Origin of the sequence: Leucobacter chironomi DSM 19883 (genome assembly GCF_000421845.1) — a bacterium.
GTDB classification, from domain to species: Bacteria; Actinomycetota; Actinomycetes; order Actinomycetales; family Microbacteriaceae; genus Leucobacter; species Leucobacter chironomi.
Genome location: NZ_ATXU01000002.1, coordinates 95,539 through 113,068, shown reverse-complemented (window position 1 = coordinate 113,068; position 17,530 = coordinate 95,539). Strand labels below are relative to the sequence as shown.

Below are 17,530 nucleotides of genomic sequence, written 5' to 3'. Positions count from 1 at the left end.
CGTCGTCGACCAAGGAGCCCGAGTGGAATCTCTTCAGCAGCTGCAGCGGGTGTTCGGCGAGCGACTGGTGCGCGATCCCGACCTCATCGCGCCCTACGCGATCGACACCTCCCGGGCCGTGCCCCGAGGCACTCCGCTCGCGCTCGTGTTCGCCGAGTCGACCGACGATGTCTCAGCCGCCCTCGCCTGGGCCCACGAGCAGCGCGTGCCCGTGAGCGTGCGCGGCGCCGGTACGGGTCTCACGGGCGGAGCGATGGCCTACGACGGCGGGCTCGTCGTGTCGCTGGAGCGCATGAATCGCATTCTCGGCATCGACGCCCCCAACCGGCTCGCGGTCGTGCAGCCCGGCGTCATCACCGCTGAGCTCGACGCCGCCTGCCGCGAGCAGGGGCTCTTCTTCCCGCCCGACCCCGCGAGCGCGCGCACCTGCACTGTCGGCGGCAACATCGCCACCAATGCTGGCGGCCTGCGCTGCGTCTCGCACGGGGTGACGACCGACTCGGTCGCCGCGCTGGAGGTGGTGCTCGCCGACGGCCGCGTGCTCCGCGCCGGCGCGCTCACCCGCAAGAACGTCGTCGGCTACGACCTCAAGAGCCTGTTCGTCGGCTCGGAGGGAACGCTCGGCGTCATCACCGAGGCGACCGTGCGGCTGAAGCCCGTGCCGCCGGGCATGCCGCGCACCTTCCGCGCGAGCTTCGACACGCTCGAGGAGGCGGGCCGGGCCGTCACCGCGATCGTGGGCGGCGCGGTGCAGCCGGAGGTGCTCGAACTCATGGACGCGCTCAGCGTCGAGATCATCGAGTCGTTCCATCCGAGCGGTCTCACGGTTCCGCGCGGCGCGATGCTGGTGGGTCAGACCGTCGGCCTCGACGCGGCCGAGAAGGCCGACGCGATCACCGCTCTGTGCGTCGAGCACGGCGCGACCGACGCGGGAGTGTCAGAATCGGATGCTCTCCTCGAGGCGCGGCGCCTCTCGAACCCGGCGCTCAACGCCCGCGGCCTCAAGATCTCCTGCGACGTGGGAGTGCCTGTGGCGGCGCTTGCCGAGGTCTTCCACGGCATCGCCGAGATCTCCGAGCGCCACGGGCGGCGCGTCTCGACCGTCGCGCACGCGGGCGACGGCAATCTGCACAGCACGGTCGAGGCCCCCGATACCGCCGAGGGCATCGCGCTCGCCGACCGCGTGATCGACGACATCACCCGCCTCGCGCTCTCGCTGGGCGGCACGATCTCGGGCGAGCACGGCATCGGGTCGGTGAAGCGGCACGAGCTGCCCTGGCAGCTCGAGCCCGTGGCGCTCGACGTGCAGCGGGCGATCAAGGCGGCGCTCGATCCGCGCGGCATCCTCACCCCCGATCGCGCGATCTGACGGCGGTCCACAGCGAAACGGGACCGGGCGGCCCGCGCCACCCCGGTGACCCAGTGGTCCACCGTGCAGCTCCACCATTGGTTCACGGAATGGACCAGTGCGAGGATCGAAGCATGCGCATCCTCTCGATCCAGTCCTCCGTCTCGTACGGCCACGTCGGCAACTCGGCGGCGGTGTTCCCGCTGCAGCGCATCGGGGTCGAGGTGATGCCCATCTCGACGGTGTGCTTCTCGAACCACACGGGCTACGGATCCTGGCGCGGCCCAATGCTGAGCGGCGATGACGTGCGCGAGATCGTGACCGGCATCGAGGAACGCGGCGGCCTCGATAACGTCGACGCCGTGCTCTCCGGCTACCAGGGCGGCAGCAGCATCGGCGACGCGATCCTCGACGCCGTCGACCGCGTGAAGCACCACAGCCCCGACGCCATCTACGCCTGCGACCCGGTGCTCGGCAATGCGAAGTCGGGGTGCCACGTGGCCCCCGAGGTGCAGGACCTGATCCGCGACCGCGTCGTTCCCCGGGCCGACCTCATCACCCCCAATCAGTTCGAGCTCGGATTCATCACGGGCACCTCGCCGGACACGCTGGAGTCGACCCTCGACGCGGTCGATCGCGCCCGCGAGCTCGGCCCGAGCACCGTGCTCGTGACGAGCCTGCTGCGCCCCGACCGCCCCGTCGCCGCCGACGGCGAACCGGCCACGATCGAGATGCTCGCCGTCACAGGCGACGGCGCCTGGCTGCTCGAGACGCCGCGCCTGCCCCTCAAGCGCAACGGCTCGGGCGATGTCACCGCGGCCCTCTTCACCGCTCACCTGCGGCGCACGGGCGACGCTGCGGCGGCGCTTTCGCGCACCGCGGCGAGCGTCTTCGAGCTGCTGGAGCGCACCCTCGCGGCCGGCAGCCGCGAACTGCAGCTCGTCGAAGCGCAGGAGGCCTACGCGAACCCGGCTCGCACCTTCGAAGCCCGACAGGTGCGCTGAGCAGGGGTCAGGATCGCGTGAGCACGATGCCGAGCACGGCGAGCGCGGTGGCGAGGATCAGCATCCCCGGCCCGTTCCACAGGGCCGCCCCGTAGCGCCTCGCCGCGAGCAGGCGCACGCTGTCGAGACTCGCCGTGCTGAAGGTGGTGTACCCGCCGAGGAACCCGACCGACAGCACGCTCGCGATCGGGTGATCGAGTGCGAGGCCGACCAGCAACCCCAGCGCGAAGGATCCCGTCAGGTTGATGAGCATGATGCCCCACGGGAAGCGAGCCCGCACGCGATCCGGCAGGCTCGTATCGACGAGGTGGCGCACCGCGGCGCCGAGGCCGCCCGCGAGCGCGATCCCGATCGCCAGCGCGACGCCGCTCATCGCTCCGCGCCCCTCACCCGCACGCGACCAGGGATCCGCCCCGCCAGCACCCCGCACCAGCTCGCCGCACCGCCGAGCACGAGCGTGAGCAACGCGTAGAGCGCCGCGACGCCGAACGCTCCGCCGAGCAGCAGCTCCGCAATGTCGGCGGCGAGCATGCTGTAGGTGGTGAACCCGCCGAGCACGCCGGTGCCGAGCAGCAGGCGCACGGTGCGCCAGCGACCGCCGTCTCCCCCGGCCCGCGTGACGAGCTCCACGAGCAGCCCCAGCAGGAAGGCGCCTGCGACGTTGGCCGCGAAGACCGCGAGCGGGAAGTCGCCGCTGGGCCCGATCCAGATCGACAGCAGATAGCGTGCGAGGGAGCCGAGGGCTCCGCCCACCGCGACCACCGCGAGATCGGGCAGCAGTGCCGCGAACCTCGGTCGCGCGTCGGCCTCCGGCCGGTTCCGTTCGTCTCTCACTCGGGCCCTCCCATCTCGAACACGCGCGCACGCGACTGAGACAGGGACCGTTGTCGCATCGAAACGAGGTTGGTTCCGGTGAGCCCCACCACCGGGCGCCGACGGGCGCCCCAGCAGTCTACTCCCGCATGCGCGCGTCCGGCCGCAGATCGAGGCGCCGCAGCAGCTGCGCGTTGAGCGCCACCACCACGGTCGAGAGCGACATCAGCACCGCACCCACCGACATGGGCAGCACAAAGCCGACCGGCGCGAGCACCCCCGCCGCGAGTGGCACCGACACGAGATTGTAGCCCGCAGCCCACCACAGGTTCTGCCGCATCTTGCGGTAGCTCGCCGTCGACAGCTCGATCGCCGAGACGACGCCGCGCGGGTCGTCGCTCGCGAGGATCACCCCGGCTGAAGCGATCGCCACATCGGTGCCGGCGCCGATGGCGATGCCCACGTCGGCGCGAGCCAGCGCCGGTGCATCGTTCACCCCGTCGCCCACCATCGCGACGCGGCGCCCCTCGCCCTGCAGCTGCGCCACCTTCGACGCCTTGTCCTCGGGGCGCACACCCGCGAAGAAGCGGTCGATTCCGAGCTCCGCAGAGACCGAGGCCGCCACGGCCTCGGCGTCGCCCGTGATCATCACCACCTCGACGCCGCGCCGATGCAGCTCGTCGATCGCGGTGCGAGACTCGGGGCGAATCTCGTCGGCGAGCCGCAGCGCACCCGCCACCCGCCCGTCCACGAGCACGTGCAGGATGATGGCTCCCTGGTCCCGCCAGACATCGGCCACCGGCAGCTCATCGGCGCCCTCCTCATCGAGCAGGTACGGACCCCCGACCTGCACTGTGCGCCCGTTCACCTCGGCCCGCACGCCCACCGCGGGCGACGACGAGAAGCCGCTCGACGCCGGCACTCTGAGCCCCCGCTGCTCCGCCGCCTGCACGACGGCGCGAGCCAGCGGGTGCTCGGAGTCGGACTCGGCCGCCGCGGCGAGCGCGAGCAGCTCGTCCGCGTCGACGCCCGGGGCCGTCTCGGTCCCGGTGACCGCCGGGGTTCCGACGGTCAGCGTGCCCGTCTTGTCGAAGAGCACCGCATCGACCACGCGCATGCGCTCCAGCGCCAGCCGGTCTTTCACCAGGATGCCAGCGCTCGCCGCGCGCTCCGTCGCGATCGACACGACGAGGGGGATCGCGAGGCCCAGCGCGTGCGGGCAGGCGATCACGAGCACCGTGATCGTGCGCACCACGCCCTCGTCCGGCAGTCCGACGACGGTCCACGCGATCGCCGTCACGACCGCCGCCGCGAGCGCGAACCAGAAGAGCAGAGCCGCCGCGCGATCCGCGATCCGCTGCGCACGCGAGGTCGAGCTCTGCGCCTGCTCCACCAGCCTCTGGATGCCGGCGAGCGCGGTGTCGGCGCCGGTCGCGGTGACCTCGATGCGCAGCCCGGAGTCGGTCGCCACCGTTCCGGCCACCACTGGCTCGCCGGCGCCGCGCCGCACGGTGCGCGACTCCCCCGTCAGCATCGACTCGTCCATGCTGGCGGAGCCATCGACGATGCGCCCGTCGGCGGGCACCCGGCCACCGGGACGCACCAGCACGACGTCGCCCACCCGCAGTTCCTCCGGCGCGACCGGTACGACGGCGTCGCCGTCCACGCGCTCCGCCTCATCCGGCAGCAGCGCGGCGAGCGAATCGAGCGCGGAGGTCGTCTGCGCGAGCGAGCGCATCTCCACCCAGTGCCCGAGCAGCATGATCACCACGAGCAGCGCGAGTTCCCACCAGAAGTCGAGTTCGTGGTGGAGCAGCCCGAGGCTCGCACCCCAGGAGGCGAGGAACGCGACCGTGATCGCGAGCCCGATGAGCAGCATCATGCCCGGCTTGCGGTCCCGGATCTCGGCGACGGCTCCGCTCAGGAAGGGCGCCCCGCCCCACAGGTACATCACGGTCCCCAGCACCGGCGACACCCAGAGCGCCCACGCCGGCACTTCGTACGCCAGCAACATCGCGAACATCGGCGAGCAGACCACCACGGGCACGGCGACCACCAGCATGGTCCAGAAGAGGCGCCGGAAGTGCGCGGCGTGCCCGGCATGGCCGCTGTGCCCGGCATGGCCCGCGTGATCCACGTGGCCCTTGTGGCCGCTCCGATCCGCCGATCCCTCGTGAGGCTCGTGAATGGACGCGTGGTCGTGATGCTCGTTCATGCTCCCCCGTCCTCTCTGCCAGCCTGGGCGACTCCGCTGCGGTGCGCAAGGCCCGGCCGACGGCACCCGTTGCAACCGGATACCGGGTGGGGGTATTCCCGAGGTGGAACCCGGCTTGGAAGCCGGGTCAGGATCTAGCTCGGGATCTAGCCCCGGATCTAGCCCGGGATCAGCCTCGGGATCAGGCGCACGAGGACGACCATCACCACCAGCTCGATCAGCGTCTGCGCGACGACCACGAGCGGCGCCAGCGCGAATGCCGGCGGCAGCGCGAGCACCAGCGGCAGCACGACGAGCGAGTTGCGGGTCACTCCGCTGAAGACCACCGCTCGGCGCCCGGCGACATCGAGGCCGAGCAGCCGGGAGACCGCCATCCCCACCGCCACCATCACTGCGGCGAAGAGCAGTAACACCGGCACCGCGATGGCGAGTGCCGCGATCCGGCCCCCGATCCCCGCCACCTGGGAGGCGACCACGACCGCGAGCGTGAGCATCATCAGCGGCACCATCGCTCCGAGAGCGGCGTCGCGCAGGCGCATGCCCCAGCGGCTGCGCGACGCCGCGAACTGCGTGCCCGCCGCGGCCGCGAGCGGCAGCACGATGAGCCAGAGCAGCGCTTCGACGAAAGGTCGCACCTCCACCGCGGCCGCGATACCCGGTCCCGCCATCCACCACAGGAACAGCGGCAGCAGCAGCATCTGCGCGAGCATGAGCAGCGGCGTCGCGGCGAGCAGCCGCTCGCGTGAGCCGCCGGCGAGCCCGGCGAACACGATCACGTAGTCGACGCACGGCGCGAGCAGCACGAACAGCACCCCCACCAGCACTGCGTGATCATGGGCGACGATGCGCGAGAGCACCCACACCACGGCCGGCACGAGCACGAAGTTCACCGCGAGCACGGCACCGAGGAACCTCCAGTCGCGCAGTGCACGGCCCGCGCTCGCGAACGGGACGCCGAGGAAGGTCGCGTAGAGCAGCAGGCCGAGCACGGGGGTGACGGCGATCTCGGCGGGGCGCGCGAGCTCCGGCAGCAGTAACCCCGCGGCGGCACCCACAGCGAGAGCGACCAAGTAGAGCGTCACCTGGTGGCGCTCCAGGCGCGCGACGAGCTGCGCGGAGCTCGGGATCATCGATCCTCGTCCGTCCAGGCCACCACGCGGGCGGGTGCGCCGTCGGCGCCGGCGAGCGGCAGCGGGAAGATCCCGAGCCGCGCCCGCTCACCGAGCGCGTCGAGCCCGCGCAGGTTCTCAACGATCGCCCCGCCCCCGCCCAGCACGACGGTGTGCACCGGCAGCGGATCCGCGTCGCCGCCCGCCACACCGACATCCGCAGCGCCGCCACCCGCAGCATCGTCGCACGATGCTTCAGCGGCCGCAGCCCCGTCACCCGGTGCCGTGCGGTCCGGGCTGAGCGCGTCGACCGCGAGCACCCGCATGCCGAGCTGCCACAGGCGCTCTGCAGCGTCGACCGTCAGGAAGGGGTGCTGCAGCGCGAGCTCGTCGCCGAAGTGGCGATCCCATCCCGTGCGGATCGCGACGATCGCGGGCACGATCTCGAATCGGTCGAGGCCGAGCACGTCCGCGTCGATGCGCTCGCGGGCCGCGACGCGATCGGCGACGTGCAGGATCAGGGCGTCGCCCGAGAGCACGTCGAGCGGCAGCTGGTCGACGGTGCGGCCGCCCGGGATCGTGTGCGACGGGGCGTCGATGTGGGTGCCGGCGTGCGAGCCGAGATGCAGCTCCGAGACGGCGACGCCGTCGGCTGCGACGCTGAGGGCCTCGCGCACGCGAACTTCGGGGTCGCCGGGGTAGACCGTCATGCCGGTCGTGATGGGGTGGCTGAGGTCGATCATGCCCGAAGTGTATCGAGACGAGGCGGATCCGGGCCAAGGCGGGTCGCTGCCGTACGCGGCCTGACGTCAGGGAGCCGGAAGGCCGAACGGTGTCGGAAACAAGAAAGCCCCGCCGGAGCGGGGCTTTCTGAGTGAGTGGTGGATCTGAGGGGACTCGAACCCCTGACCCCCTGCATGCCATGCAGGTGCGCTACCAGCTGCGCCACAGACCCGTGGAAGTCGGAGAAATGCTCCCCCGACAACTCTTCTACTTTACACCGGAAGGGGGTGCGGCGCGCAAATCGGGGATTCCCGGGCGCGTCGCACCCGGCGTCAAGCGCTCTGCGAATCGCCGTCGCCGGCGGTCGCGAGCATCGGCGCCACCTCGATGAGCGGGCAGTCCTGCCAGAGGCGCTCCAGCTGGTAGAAATCGCGCTCCTCCTGGTGGAAGACGTGCACGATGAGGTCGCCGAAGTCGAGCAGCACCCAGCGGCCGCTCTCCCGCCCCTCGCGACGCACGGTGCGCACACCAGCTTCGTTGAGGGCGTCCTCGATGGCGTCGGAGATCGCCTGCACGTTGCGCTCCACGGCACCCGTCACGATCAGGAACACATCGGCCAGGCCGAACTGCTCCGTCACCTGCAGCGCCACGGGAGCGGTCGCTCCCTTGTCGTCGGCAGCGCGAACCGCGATCCGCAGATCCGACAGCACGTCGTGGGCCTGATTCACTTCAGTCTTCAGTGTGTTTCCTTCGTTCGGCGGGCACGCGCCCGCAGGAGAGAGCTCGATCGGGGCTAGCCGAACATCCCGTTGCTCGCGCCCCACACGCCGAGCGCGACGACGACGATCAGCAGACCGCCGCCGGTGAGCGACAGCACGAGCGGCAGCTTGCTGCGATCCGTGACGGGCTTCACCACGGGAAGCCCAGAGGCGGCGCGCGCGCTCACCGCGTGACGGGCCGAGACGGGCGCGGGGCCCTCGCCGGTCATGCGGACGTCGGCGGATTCCTCGCCCGTGATGGGATCGATCTCGATCGAGTCGTGGAGCGCCGAGTGACCGCCGGTCTCGCCGAGGGATTTCGGCAGCTTCAGCGAGCCGGTCACGTACAGCTCACCGGTCGTGCCGATCGGGCCGGTGAGGCCGCCGGTGTCCTCCGGCATGGAGGGCAGGATCAGCGCCGAGGTGCCGGCCGTCGTCGACGTGCCCTCCTGGGCGACCGCACGCGAGATGAGGTCGTCGAAGTCACCGCCCTGGCCGCCCTGATCGGGCACCTCGCGAGAGGCGGGATCGTCGAACACCGAGCGCCACTCCTCGGGAGGGGCGATGTCGGGGAACGAGTAGCTGGTCTTCTGCTCGGGGCTCGGCTCGTTCGGCTCGGCCGCCGTCTCCGGCTCCGTGATCTCGGCGATGGCCACGGTCTCCTCGACCGCGACGACATCCTCGACCACGACCGGGTCGGCAGCGGGGTCGCGCTCGTCGCCGGGGCTGGGCTCTGCTGCGAGATCCGCCGCCGGGGCGTCGGGCGCGGAGCGCTCATCCTCGGTGCCGGCTGCGGGATCGGCCTCCACGGCGTCTGCGGGAGGCTGCTCTGCGGAGGCGTCCTCGTCGGAGATCTCCGGGGCGGGAGCGTCCGCTGCCGCGGCGTCGTCGGCGGCCGCCTTGCGCTGCCAGGGGAAGCGGCGCTTCGGCTTCTCGGTCGGCGCGGCCTCGGCGGGGCTCACCGCCTCGGGCTCGTCCTCGTCGTCAAGGTCGTCGGCCGCGGCGGCTTCCGCCTCCTGCAGCTCGGCCACCGTGAAGGGCTCGGTCGGCGGGGCGATGAGCGTGTCGAAGTCGAGCGCGCCGGTCTGGTCGGCCGGTGCCGGATCCTGACCCAGCTGCTCGGAGCCGGTGGCCTCGTCTGCTGCCTCAGGCGCTGCGGCCTCGGCCTCCGATGTCCGCGACTCGGCGGGCTTGGGGCGCACCGCGGGAATAGGCTCGGGAGTCGGCTCTGCCTCAGGCTCAGCCGGAGCCTCCCCAGCGGGGCCCTGCTCGGCCGGAGCCTCCTCGGCGGGGCTTTCGTCGGCGGGGGCTTCGTCGGCGGCGACGTCCTCAGCGGCCGTCGCTTCCGGGGCGGTCTCAGCCTCGTCCGCATCCGCGGAATCCACCACGGGCTCCGCAAGCTCAGCCGCCTCGGCCTCGGCCGCGGGCTCCGCGTCCGCACGCTCGGCGAGCGCCTGCTCGCGGAGTTCGCGCATCTCACGGCGGCTGCGCGGCGTGCCGTCGTCGTTGAACGGCGAGATCTCGATCTCGCCGTCGGTCTTCGGCTGGCTCGCCGGCTTCGGCTCAGCCATCACCTCGGAGATCTCGGAGAGATCCAGCGCGCCGGTCTCCGCCATCTCCCGCAACCGCCGCTCACGGCGGGTCAGCGGTCGCTGTTCGTCCTGCTCACTCATTCTCTGTCGCTTCCTCGGTGTACAAACCGTGCTTCGCGATGTATTGCACTACACCGTCGGGCACCAGGTACCACACCGGATACCCCCGCGCCACCCGCGCCCGGCAGTCCGTAGACGAGATCGCCAGAGCGGGGACTTCCAACAAGCTTACGTGCTCACCCGACAATCCAGAAAGCGAGAGCTCGTGCCCGGGCCGCGACACGGCGATGAAGTGCGCGAGATCCCACAGCCTGTCGATGTCCTTCCAGCCGAGGATCTGCTCGACCGCGTCGGCCCCGGAGATGAAGAAGAGGTCATCGTCGGGGTACTGCGCGCGGAGATCCCGGAGGGTGTCCACCGTATACGTGGGGCCGGCACGATCCACGTCGACCCTGCTGACCGTGAACCTGGGATTCGACGCGGTCGCGATGACCGTCATCAGATACCGGTGCTCGCTGGGCGAGACGTGCTGCTTCTGCCAGGGGCGACCGGTCGGCACGAAGATGACTTCGTCGAGGTCGAAGCTCTGCGCGACCTCGCTCGCGGCGACCAGGTGCCCGTGATGGATCGGATCGAAGGTGCCGCCCATCACTCCGATGCGGCGTCGTGTTGCCACGGAGTGCCGACTGCTCAGTGGTGCTGAGCGGCGCCGTGCTCGCGCGCGTACGCCTCGGCCTTCTCGGCGTGGCGGTTCGCGACGTCGCGGAACGAGAACGTCACCAGCGCGAGCGCGGTGAACACGGCGAAGGCGATGACGCCGAAAACGGGGGCCGGGAAGGGCAGCTCGTTGACGATGTGGTGCCCCTCTTCAGCGGCGACGGCGATCGTGGCGACAAGTGACATTGAGACCCCTGCATTCATGACGGATAAGGAAGATGACACCCAGTGTATCGGGTTTGATCAGCGGATCTGACCGGCGCCCCGCACGAGCCACTTCGTACTCGTGAGCTCGGGCAGGCCCATCGGCCCACGCGCGTGCAGCTTCTGGGTCGAGATGCCCACCTCGGCGCCGAAGCCGAACTCGCCGCCGTCGGTGAAGCGGGTCGACGCGTTCACCATCACCACGGCCGAGTCGACCTCGGCGAGGAAGCGCTCGGCGTTGGCGTAGTCCTGGGTGACGATCGCCTCGGTGTGGCGGGTGGAGTAGCGCTCGATGTGCGCCAGCGCCTCGTCGAGCGAGTCGACCACCCGCACCCCCATCTCGAGCGCGTGGTGCTCGGTGGCCCAGGTCTCGTCGTCTGCTGCGAGCACGCCCTCGGCCGCGCCCCGCGCGGCCTCGTCGCCGCTCAGCTCGACGCCGGCCCCGATGAGCTCGCTCGCGAGCCTCGGCAGCAGCCGCTCGGCGGCGTCGCGATGCACGAGCAGGGTCTCGGCCGCGTTGCACACGCTCGGGCGGTGGGTCTTCGCGTTCTTCACCACGGAGACGGCCATCTCCTCGTCGGCGCTCGCGTCGACGTAGACGTGCACGATGCCCGAGCCGGTCTCGATCACCGGCACGGTCGACTCGTTGACCACTGTCGAGATGAGCCCAGCGCTGCCTCGAGGGATGAGCACGTCGATGTAGCCGCGCGCCCGCATGAGGCGGGAGGCGCCTTCGCGACCGAACTCGTCGATGGTCTGCACGGCGTCGCCGTCGAGCCCGGCGCGGTCGATGGCGCGCTGGATCAGCGTGACGAGCACCCGGTTCGAGTGCTCGGCGGCGCTGCCGCCGCGCAGCACCGCGCCGTTGCCGCTCTTCAGCGCGAGGGCGGCGATGTCGACCGTTACGTTCGGTCGCGCCTCGTAGATGGCGCCCACCACGCCGAACGGCACGCGCACCTGGCTGATGGCGATCCCGTTGGCGAGCGTGCTGCCGCGCACGACCTGCCCGACCGGGTCGGGCAGTGCGATCACTTCGCGGACGGCCGCGGCCAGGCCGCGCAGGCGTTCAGCGTCGAGACGCAGGCGATCCAGCAGCCCCTGCCCGATCCCGTTCTCCGCGCCGCGCTCGAGATCCAGGGCGTTCGCCGCGACCACTTCGTCGACGCTGCTCTCGAGCTCGACCGCGATGGCCTCGAGCGCCGCGTTCTTCTGCGTGGTGGTGACCGTGGCGAGCCGCTTGGATGCAGCACGCGCGCGCTCGAGCTTGAGGAGGAAGGGATCGACCTGGGACATGGCTCCTAGCCTACCGATTCGTCGCTGCGCTTCGCCTCGAACGAGGTGCCGTGCCGTTCCCCGTCGAGCACCGGCGCGAGCAGCTTCGTCTCCGTGAGCAGCACCGCGGTGCCGGCGTCGGCGGCGAGCCGGGCGGCCTGCACTTTCGTGGCTGCGCCTCCGGTGCCCCAGCCCGACTGCGCCTCACCGATCTCGATGCCGTCGAGCGGATCGCCGTAGGGCACGAACTCGATGCGCTCGGCGCCGGCCATCGCCGGCGGCGCAGTGTAGAGCGCGTCGACGTCGGAGAGCAGCACGAGCCGGTCGGCGCCCATCAGGCGCGCCACGAGCGCGGCGAGGCGGTCGTTATCGCCGAAGCGGATCTCGTGGGTCGCGACCGTGTCGTTCTCGTTGATGATGGGCAGGATCCCGAGCTGCAGCAGCCGCTCGATCGAGCGCCGGGCGTTGCCGCGGTGCGTGGGGTTCTCCATGTCGTGCGCGGTGAGCAGCACCTGGCCCGCGATAATCTCGTGCGCGGTGAGCGCCCGCTGGTATCGGTTGACGAGGATGTTCTGCCCCACGGCCGCGGCGGCCTGCTGCGTCGCGAGGTCGTCGGGACGCTCGTCGAGCCGGAGGAAGGGCACGCCCGTGGCGATCGCGCCGCTGGAGACGAGGATCACCTGCGCGCCGGCCCGGTGCATCCGGGCGAGGCATGAGACGAGATTCGGGATCTGGGCCGCGTTGTCCCCGCTCACCGACGACGAGCCCACCTTCACCACCACGCGGCGGGCGCCGAGCAGTTCCTCGCCGGTGGTGAGCGATCCGGGAGTCACGATTCGCTCTCCCACATGCCGGACTCGCGCTCGCGCTGCAGTTCGGCCCGGGCCTCGGCCTTCGCGTCCATGAGCTCGTGGTAGTCGACCCGGCGCTCCTTGTTGGTGCGCCGCTGGTTCTGGTCGACGCGCAGGTCGGTGCCGCGCGAGCCCATCTGCACCTCTGCGGCGCTCGTCACGGTCGGCTCCCAGTCGAAGACGACGCCCGAGCCGGGGCCGATGACCACGGTCGAGCCTGCGGTGGCACCGGCCTTCACGAGGGCGTCCTCGATGCCGATCTTCTGCAGTCGGTCGGCGAGATAGCCGACGGCTTCATCGTTCTTGAAGTCGGTCTGCTCCACCCAGCGCTGCGGCTTCGCGCCGAGGATGCGGTAGATGGTGCCGTAGCTGCCGCCCTCGGGCACGACCCGGAACCCGCCGTCGTCGACGGCCTTCGGCTGCAGCACGATGCGCGGCTGGTGGGCGGCCTCTGCGAGCTCGCGCGCGCGGGCCTGCTCCACCAGGTCGGCGAGGGCGAAGCTCAGTTCGCGCAAGCCCTCGTGGGAGACCGTGGAGATCTCGAAGACGCGGTAGCCCTGCGCCTCCAGTTCGGGGCGCACGAAGTCCGCGAGCTCGCGGGCCTCGGGCACGTCGATCTTGTTGAGAGCGACGAGCTGGGGTCGTTCGAGCAACGGCACCTGGCCCTCGGGCACGGGGTAGGCGGCGAGCTCGCCCCGGATCACCTCCAGGTCGGAGAGCGGATCGCGGCCCGGTTCGAGGGTGGCGCAGTCGAGCACGTGGAGCAGTGCGCTGCACCGCTCGACGTGGCGCAGGAAGTCGAGGCCGAGGCCGCGGCCCTCGCTGGCGCCCTCGATGAGGCCGGGGACGTCGGCGACGGTGTAGCGGTGGTCTGCGGCCTGCACGACGCCCAGATTGGGGTGCAGGGTGGTGAAGGGATAGTCGGCGATCTTCGGCTTCGCCGCGCTCATCGCGGCGATGAGGCTGGACTTGCCCGCGGAGGGGTAGCCCACGAAGGCGACGTCCGCGATCGTCTTGAGTTCGAGCGTCACCGTGCAGTGCGCGCCCTCGGTGCCGAGCAGTGCGAATCCGGGAGCTTTGCGCTTGGTGCTGGCGAGCTGGTTGTTGCCGAGCCCGCCGATGCCGCCCTTCGCAGCGATGAAGCGGGTGCCGGGCTCCGTGAGATCGATGAGGGTCTCCCCCGCCTCGTCCTTCACGACCGTGCCGACGGGCACCGGCAGCACCATCTCGGCGCCGTGAGTGCCCTCGCGGTAGCCGCCGGCGCCGTAGCCGCCGTTCTCCGCGGTGCGGTGGGGGCGGCGGTGGTATTCGAGCAGGGTCGTGACCTGCGGATCGGCCACGATGACGACGTCGCCGCCGTGGCCCCCGGCGCCGCCGTCGGGGCCCGCGAGGGGCTTGAACTTCTCGCGACGAACCGACACGCAGCCGTTTCCGCCGCGCCCCGCCTGAAGGTGCACCTGCACCTGATCCACGAAGGTCACCATTACTGCGTCTCCCGCTCTGCGTCTCCCCGCTTCGAATCGCAGGGCCTCATCCCGGCCCTGCCGTTCTCGGCTTACGGGATGATGACTGTCTCTGAATACGGCAAACGGCGAGCCGGTCCCCGAGCTGATCGAGGGGCCGACTCGCCGTCGAATGCCTGTGGTTAGGCAGCAGCCACGATGTTGACGACCTTGCGGCCGCCCTTCACACCGAACTCGACCTCGCCGGCCGCAAGTGCGAACAGCGTGTCGTCGCCACCGCGACCGACGTTCGCGCCCGGGTGGAACTTGGTGCCGCGCTGGCGGACGATGATCTCGCCCGCGCCGACCTGCTGGCCGCCGAAGCGCTTCACGCCGAGGTACTGGGGGTTCGAGTCGCGACCGTTGCGGGTCGAGCTTGCGCCCTTCTTATGTGCCATGAGTCTCTACTCCTTCAGTGATGCCGAGGCGATTACTTGATGCCGGTGACCTTGATGCGGGTCAGATCCTGACGGTGACCCTGGCGGCTCTTGTAACCGGTCTTGTTCTTGTAACGCTGGATGACGATCTTCGGACCACGGAGGTCGTTGAGCACCTCGGCGGTCACCTTCACCTTGGCGAGAGCCGCGGCGTCGGTCGTCACCTTGTCGCCGTCAACGAGAAGCACCGCGGGAAGCTGGAGCTTGCCCTTGGCGTCGCCCGCCACACGATTGACGGTGATGATCGAGCCAACCTCGACCTTCTCCTGACGGCCGCTTGTGCGCACTACTGCGTAAACCACTTGTCACCCTTTTCTTGAGGATCTTCTTCCGTGTCGAAGCGCGGCCGTGCCGACTTCGAAGTCTGAGGTGCCGTCGCCTATCGGGTGACACCAACGCTCAATAATACCGTAGATCACTGAAGGCGGTCAAATAGGCCGCCCCGCGTGTCACTCCCGGCCCGCGTCCTTTCGGCGGGCCGTCGCGTCGAGCGCCTCCGCGAGCGCCTGCTGAGCCGACTTCGCGTCGTCGCTCGGCGTGACGGCGGGCCGCTCGGCGCCGCCCGTCATCGGCGCGGTCGAGACGCGCCGGTTGCGCGCGCGCCCCGTGCCGGCGCTGGGCGCGTCGGGAAGCGCATCGAGCACCGAGTCGAGCAGTGCGCCGCTCGCGGGCGCCTCGGGCGCGGTCCGGCCGCGGGGCGCGGCCGTCTCGCGCGCGGGGCGCGACGTGACCCGGCCGCTCACCTTCGCCTCGGGGTTCGCGCGCGGTGCGGATGCCGCAGCAGGTGCCGCCGAATCCGGCACCGCGGGCGTCTCGCCCTCGGGGCGCTCCCCCGGCTTGGAGGCCTGCAGCGTGGAGGCCGCCACCTGCGCGAGCATGTTCTTCGCGCCGTCGGTGATGGCGTGGGTCTGGCTCTGGTTCTTGGCCTCGTGCTGGTGCTGCTGGGCCTGTCCGCCCTTGCTCCGCTTGGAACTGCGCGACGGGCCCTCGCTGCGGTGCTTGGCGACCGGCTCGTGGTGCACGATGACACCGCGCCCGGCGCAGACGTCGCAGGGCTCGCTGAACGACTCCAGCAGGCCGAGGCCGAGCTTCTTGCGCGTCATCTGCACGAGACCGAGCGAGGTGACCTCAGCGACCTGATGCTTCGTGCGATCGCGGCTCAGGCACTCGACCAGGCGGCGCAGCACGAGATCGCGGTTCGATTCGAGCACCATGTCGATGAAGTCGATCACGATGATGCCGCCGATGTCGCGCAGCCGCAGCTGGCGCACGATCTCCTCTGCGGCCTCGAGGTTGTTCTTCGTGACGGTCTCTTCGAGGTTGCCGCCCGAGCCGACGAACTTGCCGGTGTTCACGTCGACCACGGTCATCGCCTCGGTGCGGTCGATGACGAGCGATCCGCCCGAGGGCAGCCACACCTTGCGGTCGAGGGCCTTCGCGATCTGCTCGGTCACGCGGTACTCGTCGAAGATGTCGCGTTCGCTGTCGTAGCGCTCGACGCGCTGCAGCAGATCCGGCGCCACCTGTGACAGGTAGTTCTCGATCGTGTCGTAGGTGTCGCCACCGGAGATCCGCATGCGGTGGAAGTCCTCGTTGAAGACGTCGCGCACGATCTTGATGAGCATGTCGGGCTCCGAGTGCAGCAGCACCGGGCCGCCGCCCTTCTCGACGCGCTTCTGGATCGACTCCCACTGACGGGTGAGCCGCTGCACATCGTGGGTGAGCTGATCCTCGCTGGCGCCTTCGGCGGCGGTGCGCACGATCACGCCCGCGCCGCTCGGCAGCACCTCCTTGAGGATCTTCTTGAGGCGCGCGCGCTCGGTGTCGGGGAGCTTGCGGGAGATCCCGTTCATGGCGCCGCCCGGCACGTACACGAGGAAGCGGCCCGGCAGCGAGATCTGGCTCGTGAGACGCGCGCCCTTGTGGCCAACCGGATCCTTCGTAACCTGCACGAGCACCTGGTCGCCCGGCTTCAGAGCGTTCTCGATGCGGCGGGCCGTGTTGCCGCCCTCGAACTCCGACCAGTCGACCTCGCCCGAGTAGAGCACCGCGTTGCGGCCGCGACCGATGTCGACGAACGCCGCCTCCATGCTCGGGAGCACGTTCTGCACGCGGCCGAGGTAGACGTTGCCGATCAGCGAGGACTCGCTCGAACGGGCCACGTAGTGCTCCACGAGCACCTTGTCCTCGAGCACGCCGATCTGCACGCGGTCCGCGGTGGTGCGCACGATCATCTCGCGATCCACAGCCTCACGGCGCGCGAGGAACTCCGACTCGGTGATGACCATGCGGCGGCGACCGGCGTCGCGACCGTCGCGGCGGCGCTGCTTCTTCGCCTCCAGGCGGGTGGATCCCTTGACCTTCTGCGGTTCCGTGATCACCGGGGCCTGGCGCTCGCGGCGGCGCGGCTCTTCATCGGATCGCTCCGACTCCGACCCGCCCGAGCGGCGGCGCGTGCGGCGCGAGCCGGAGCCGCTCTCGCGGTCCGACGGCTCATCGTCGCGCTGGAACTGCTGATCGAGCAGATCGTCGAGCTGGCTCAGCTCGCCCTGACGCGGTTCCTCGTGACGCTGGAACGACTCGCTCTGACGCCACTCGAGGCGGCGGGGGCGCGGCTGCACCGGCGGCACGTCGGGCGCCAGGAAGATGAGCCGGGTGGTCGCGCGGAAGCGCTCCTCGGGAGTCATGTCGGCCAGCGGCAGCAGCAGCTTCGGCGCCTCGGCCTGCGGCGCCTCGGGCTCGGCGGCGTCGGGGCCGCCCTCGGTCGCCTCGACCTGAGTCTCGGGCGCTTCGGCCGCGGTGGCCTCCTCGCCCTGCGGGGTCGCGTCCCCGAACTGCACGGGCTGATCGCCCACGGGCTCGTCGCGGTGGTCTTCTGTTGTGCTGTTCACCATTCCTGGTGTCTCCTCTACCCGGGGAGCATCTCGCTCTCGCCGGAAACCCTATTCGTGCGGTGTGATCCGCAAATCCTGTTCTCCGCGAATG

General features: G+C 70.7%; 17 protein-coding genes and 1 tRNA gene. 2 read left to right on the top strand and 16 right to left on the bottom strand.

All coding sequences use genetic code 11. The features are described from left to right. Positions 1-22 precede the first annotated feature (22 nt). Together H629_RS0102380 and pdxY are read left to right on the top strand one after the other, a co-directional pair. Positions 23-1,369: an FAD-binding oxidoreductase gene (locus tag H629_RS0102380; RefSeq protein ID WP_024355760.1), complete on the top strand. Its 1,347-nt coding sequence runs from the start codon at positions 23-25 to the stop codon at positions 1,367-1,369. Positions 1,370-1,482: 113 nt separating this feature from the next. Next, positions 1,483-2,352: a pyridoxal kinase PdxY gene (gene pdxY / locus H629_RS0102375; RefSeq protein WP_024355759.1), complete on the top strand. Its 870-nt coding sequence runs from the start codon at positions 1,483-1,485 to the stop codon at positions 2,350-2,352. A 7-nt stretch (positions 2,353-2,359) separates the two neighbouring features. Here the strand turns inward: pdxY and H629_RS0102370 are convergent, their stop codons facing one another. The 16 genes from H629_RS0102370 to H629_RS0102295 all read right to left on the bottom strand — a co-directional run bounded on the left by H629_RS0102370 (position 2,360) and on the right by H629_RS0102295 (position 17,439). Beyond that, positions 2,360-2,725: a fluoride efflux transporter FluC gene (locus H629_RS0102370; RefSeq protein ID WP_024355758.1), complete on the bottom strand. Its 366-nt coding sequence runs from the start codon at positions 2,723-2,725 to the stop codon at positions 2,360-2,362. Beyond that, complete coding sequence (locus tag H629_RS0102365; protein ID WP_024355757.1) at positions 2,722-3,186, bottom strand: fluoride efflux transporter FluC; 465 nt, start codon at positions 3,184-3,186, stop codon at positions 2,722-2,724. Before H629_RS0102365 ends, H629_RS0102370 begins: the two co-directional genes overlap by 4 nt. Positions 3,187-3,304: 118 nt before the next feature. Beyond that, positions 3,305-5,380, bottom strand: coding sequence for a heavy metal translocating P-type ATPase (locus H629_RS0102360; protein ID WP_024355756.1), 2,076 nt, complete (start codon positions 5,378-5,380; stop codon positions 3,305-3,307). 158 nt (positions 5,381-5,538) lie between these two features. Further along, positions 5,539-6,510 (bottom strand): arsenic resistance protein, encoded by a 972-nt coding sequence (locus H629_RS0102355; protein ID WP_029746480.1) that lies wholly within the window; start codon positions 6,508-6,510, stop codon positions 5,539-5,541. After that, on the bottom strand, positions 6,507-7,232 hold the full coding sequence (locus tag H629_RS0102350; protein WP_024355755.1) for a cyclase family protein: 726 nt from the start codon (positions 7,230-7,232) through the stop codon (positions 6,507-6,509). The genes H629_RS0102355 and H629_RS0102350 overlap by 4 nt, the downstream gene beginning before the upstream one ends. 136 nt (positions 7,233-7,368) lie before the next feature. Beyond that, positions 7,369-7,444 (bottom strand) — tRNA-Ala (locus H629_RS0102345). A 100-nt stretch (positions 7,445-7,544) separates the two neighbouring features. Then, the gene (gene rsfS, locus H629_RS0102340; RefSeq protein WP_024355754.1) at positions 7,545-7,940 is read right to left on the bottom strand and encodes a ribosome silencing factor; all 396 of its coding nucleotides are present in this window, start codon (positions 7,938-7,940) and stop codon (positions 7,545-7,547) included. Positions 7,941-8,005: 65 nt separating this feature from the next. Further along, positions 8,006-9,643 carry a hypothetical protein gene (locus H629_RS0102335; RefSeq protein WP_024355753.1) on the bottom strand — a complete coding sequence of 546 codons (1,638 nt, stop codon included), beginning with the start codon at positions 9,641-9,643 and terminating at the stop codon, positions 8,006-8,008. After that, the gene (nadD, locus tag H629_RS0102330; protein WP_276202535.1) at positions 9,636-10,238 is read right to left on the bottom strand and encodes a nicotinate-nucleotide adenylyltransferase; all 603 of its coding nucleotides are present in this window, start codon (positions 10,236-10,238) and stop codon (positions 9,636-9,638) included. The genes H629_RS0102335 and nadD overlap by 8 nt, the downstream gene beginning before the upstream one ends. Before the next feature lie 14 nt (positions 10,239-10,252). After that, positions 10,253-10,465: a hypothetical protein gene (locus tag H629_RS0102325; RefSeq protein WP_024355751.1), complete on the bottom strand. Its 213-nt coding sequence runs from the start codon at positions 10,463-10,465 to the stop codon at positions 10,253-10,255. A gap of 57 nt (positions 10,466-10,522) precedes the next feature. Next, complete coding sequence (locus H629_RS0102320) at positions 10,523-11,776, bottom strand: glutamate-5-semialdehyde dehydrogenase (RefSeq protein ID WP_024355750.1); 1,254 nt, start codon at positions 11,774-11,776, stop codon at positions 10,523-10,525. A 5-nt stretch (positions 11,777-11,781) separates the two neighbouring features. Next, positions 11,782-12,588: a glutamate 5-kinase gene (gene proB / locus H629_RS0102315; protein WP_240470999.1), complete on the bottom strand. Its 807-nt coding sequence runs from the start codon at positions 12,586-12,588 to the stop codon at positions 11,782-11,784. Next, complete coding sequence (gene obgE, locus H629_RS0102310; protein WP_024355748.1) at positions 12,585-14,090, bottom strand: GTPase ObgE; 1,506 nt, start codon at positions 14,088-14,090, stop codon at positions 12,585-12,587. Before obgE ends, proB begins: the two co-directional genes overlap by 4 nt. 161 nt (positions 14,091-14,251) lie before the next feature. Further along, a complete protein-coding gene (gene rpmA, locus H629_RS0102305; protein WP_024355747.1) occupies positions 14,252-14,506 on the bottom strand; it encodes a 50S ribosomal protein L27 in 255 nt (84 codons plus the stop codon). A 32-nt stretch (positions 14,507-14,538) separates the two neighbouring features. Continuing rightward, a complete protein-coding gene (rplU, locus tag H629_RS0102300; RefSeq protein ID WP_024355746.1) occupies positions 14,539-14,847 on the bottom strand; it encodes a 50S ribosomal protein L21 in 309 nt (102 codons plus the stop codon). Between the two features lie 147 nt (positions 14,848-14,994). Continuing rightward, entirely contained in the window at positions 14,995-17,439 is a 2,445-nt protein-coding gene (locus tag H629_RS0102295; protein ID WP_024355745.1) for an Rne/Rng family ribonuclease, read from the bottom strand. Positions 17,440-17,530 lie beyond the last annotated feature (91 nt).

Coding starts and splice junctions, on each gene's coding strand:
- pdxY (WP_024355759.1), top strand. CDS start 1,483: ATGCGCATCCTCTCGATCCAGTCCTCCGTCTCGTACGGCCACGTCGGC.
- H629_RS0102370 (WP_024355758.1), bottom strand. CDS start 2,725: ATGAGCGGCGTCGCGCTGGCGATCGGGATCGCGCTCGCGGGCGGCCTC.
- H629_RS0102360 (WP_024355756.1), bottom strand. CDS start 5,380: ATGAACGAGCATCACGACCACGCGTCCATTCACGAGCCTCACGAGGGA.
- H629_RS0102355 (WP_029746480.1), bottom strand. CDS start 6,510: ATGATCCCGAGCTCCGCGCAGCTCGTCGCGCGCCTGGAGCGCCACCAG.
- H629_RS0102350 (WP_024355755.1), bottom strand. CDS start 7,232: ATGATCGACCTCAGCCACCCCATCACGACCGGCATGACGGTCTACCCC.
- H629_RS0102335 (WP_024355753.1), bottom strand. CDS start 9,643: ATGAGTGAGCAGGACGAACAGCGACCGCTGACCCGCCGTGAGCGGCGG.
- H629_RS0102325 (WP_024355751.1), bottom strand. CDS start 10,465: ATGTCACTTGTCGCCACGATCGCCGTCGCCGCTGAAGAGGGGCACCAC.
- H629_RS0102320 (WP_024355750.1), bottom strand. CDS start 11,776: ATGTCCCAGGTCGATCCCTTCCTCCTCAAGCTCGAGCGCGCGCGTGCT.
- obgE (WP_024355748.1), bottom strand. CDS start 14,090: ATGGTGACCTTCGTGGATCAGGTGCAGGTGCACCTTCAGGCGGGGCGC.
- rpmA (WP_024355747.1), bottom strand. CDS start 14,506: ATGGCACATAAGAAGGGCGCAAGCTCGACCCGCAACGGTCGCGACTCG.
- H629_RS0102295 (WP_024355745.1), bottom strand. CDS start 17,439: ATGGTGAACAGCACAACAGAAGACCACCGCGACGAGCCCGTGGGCGAT.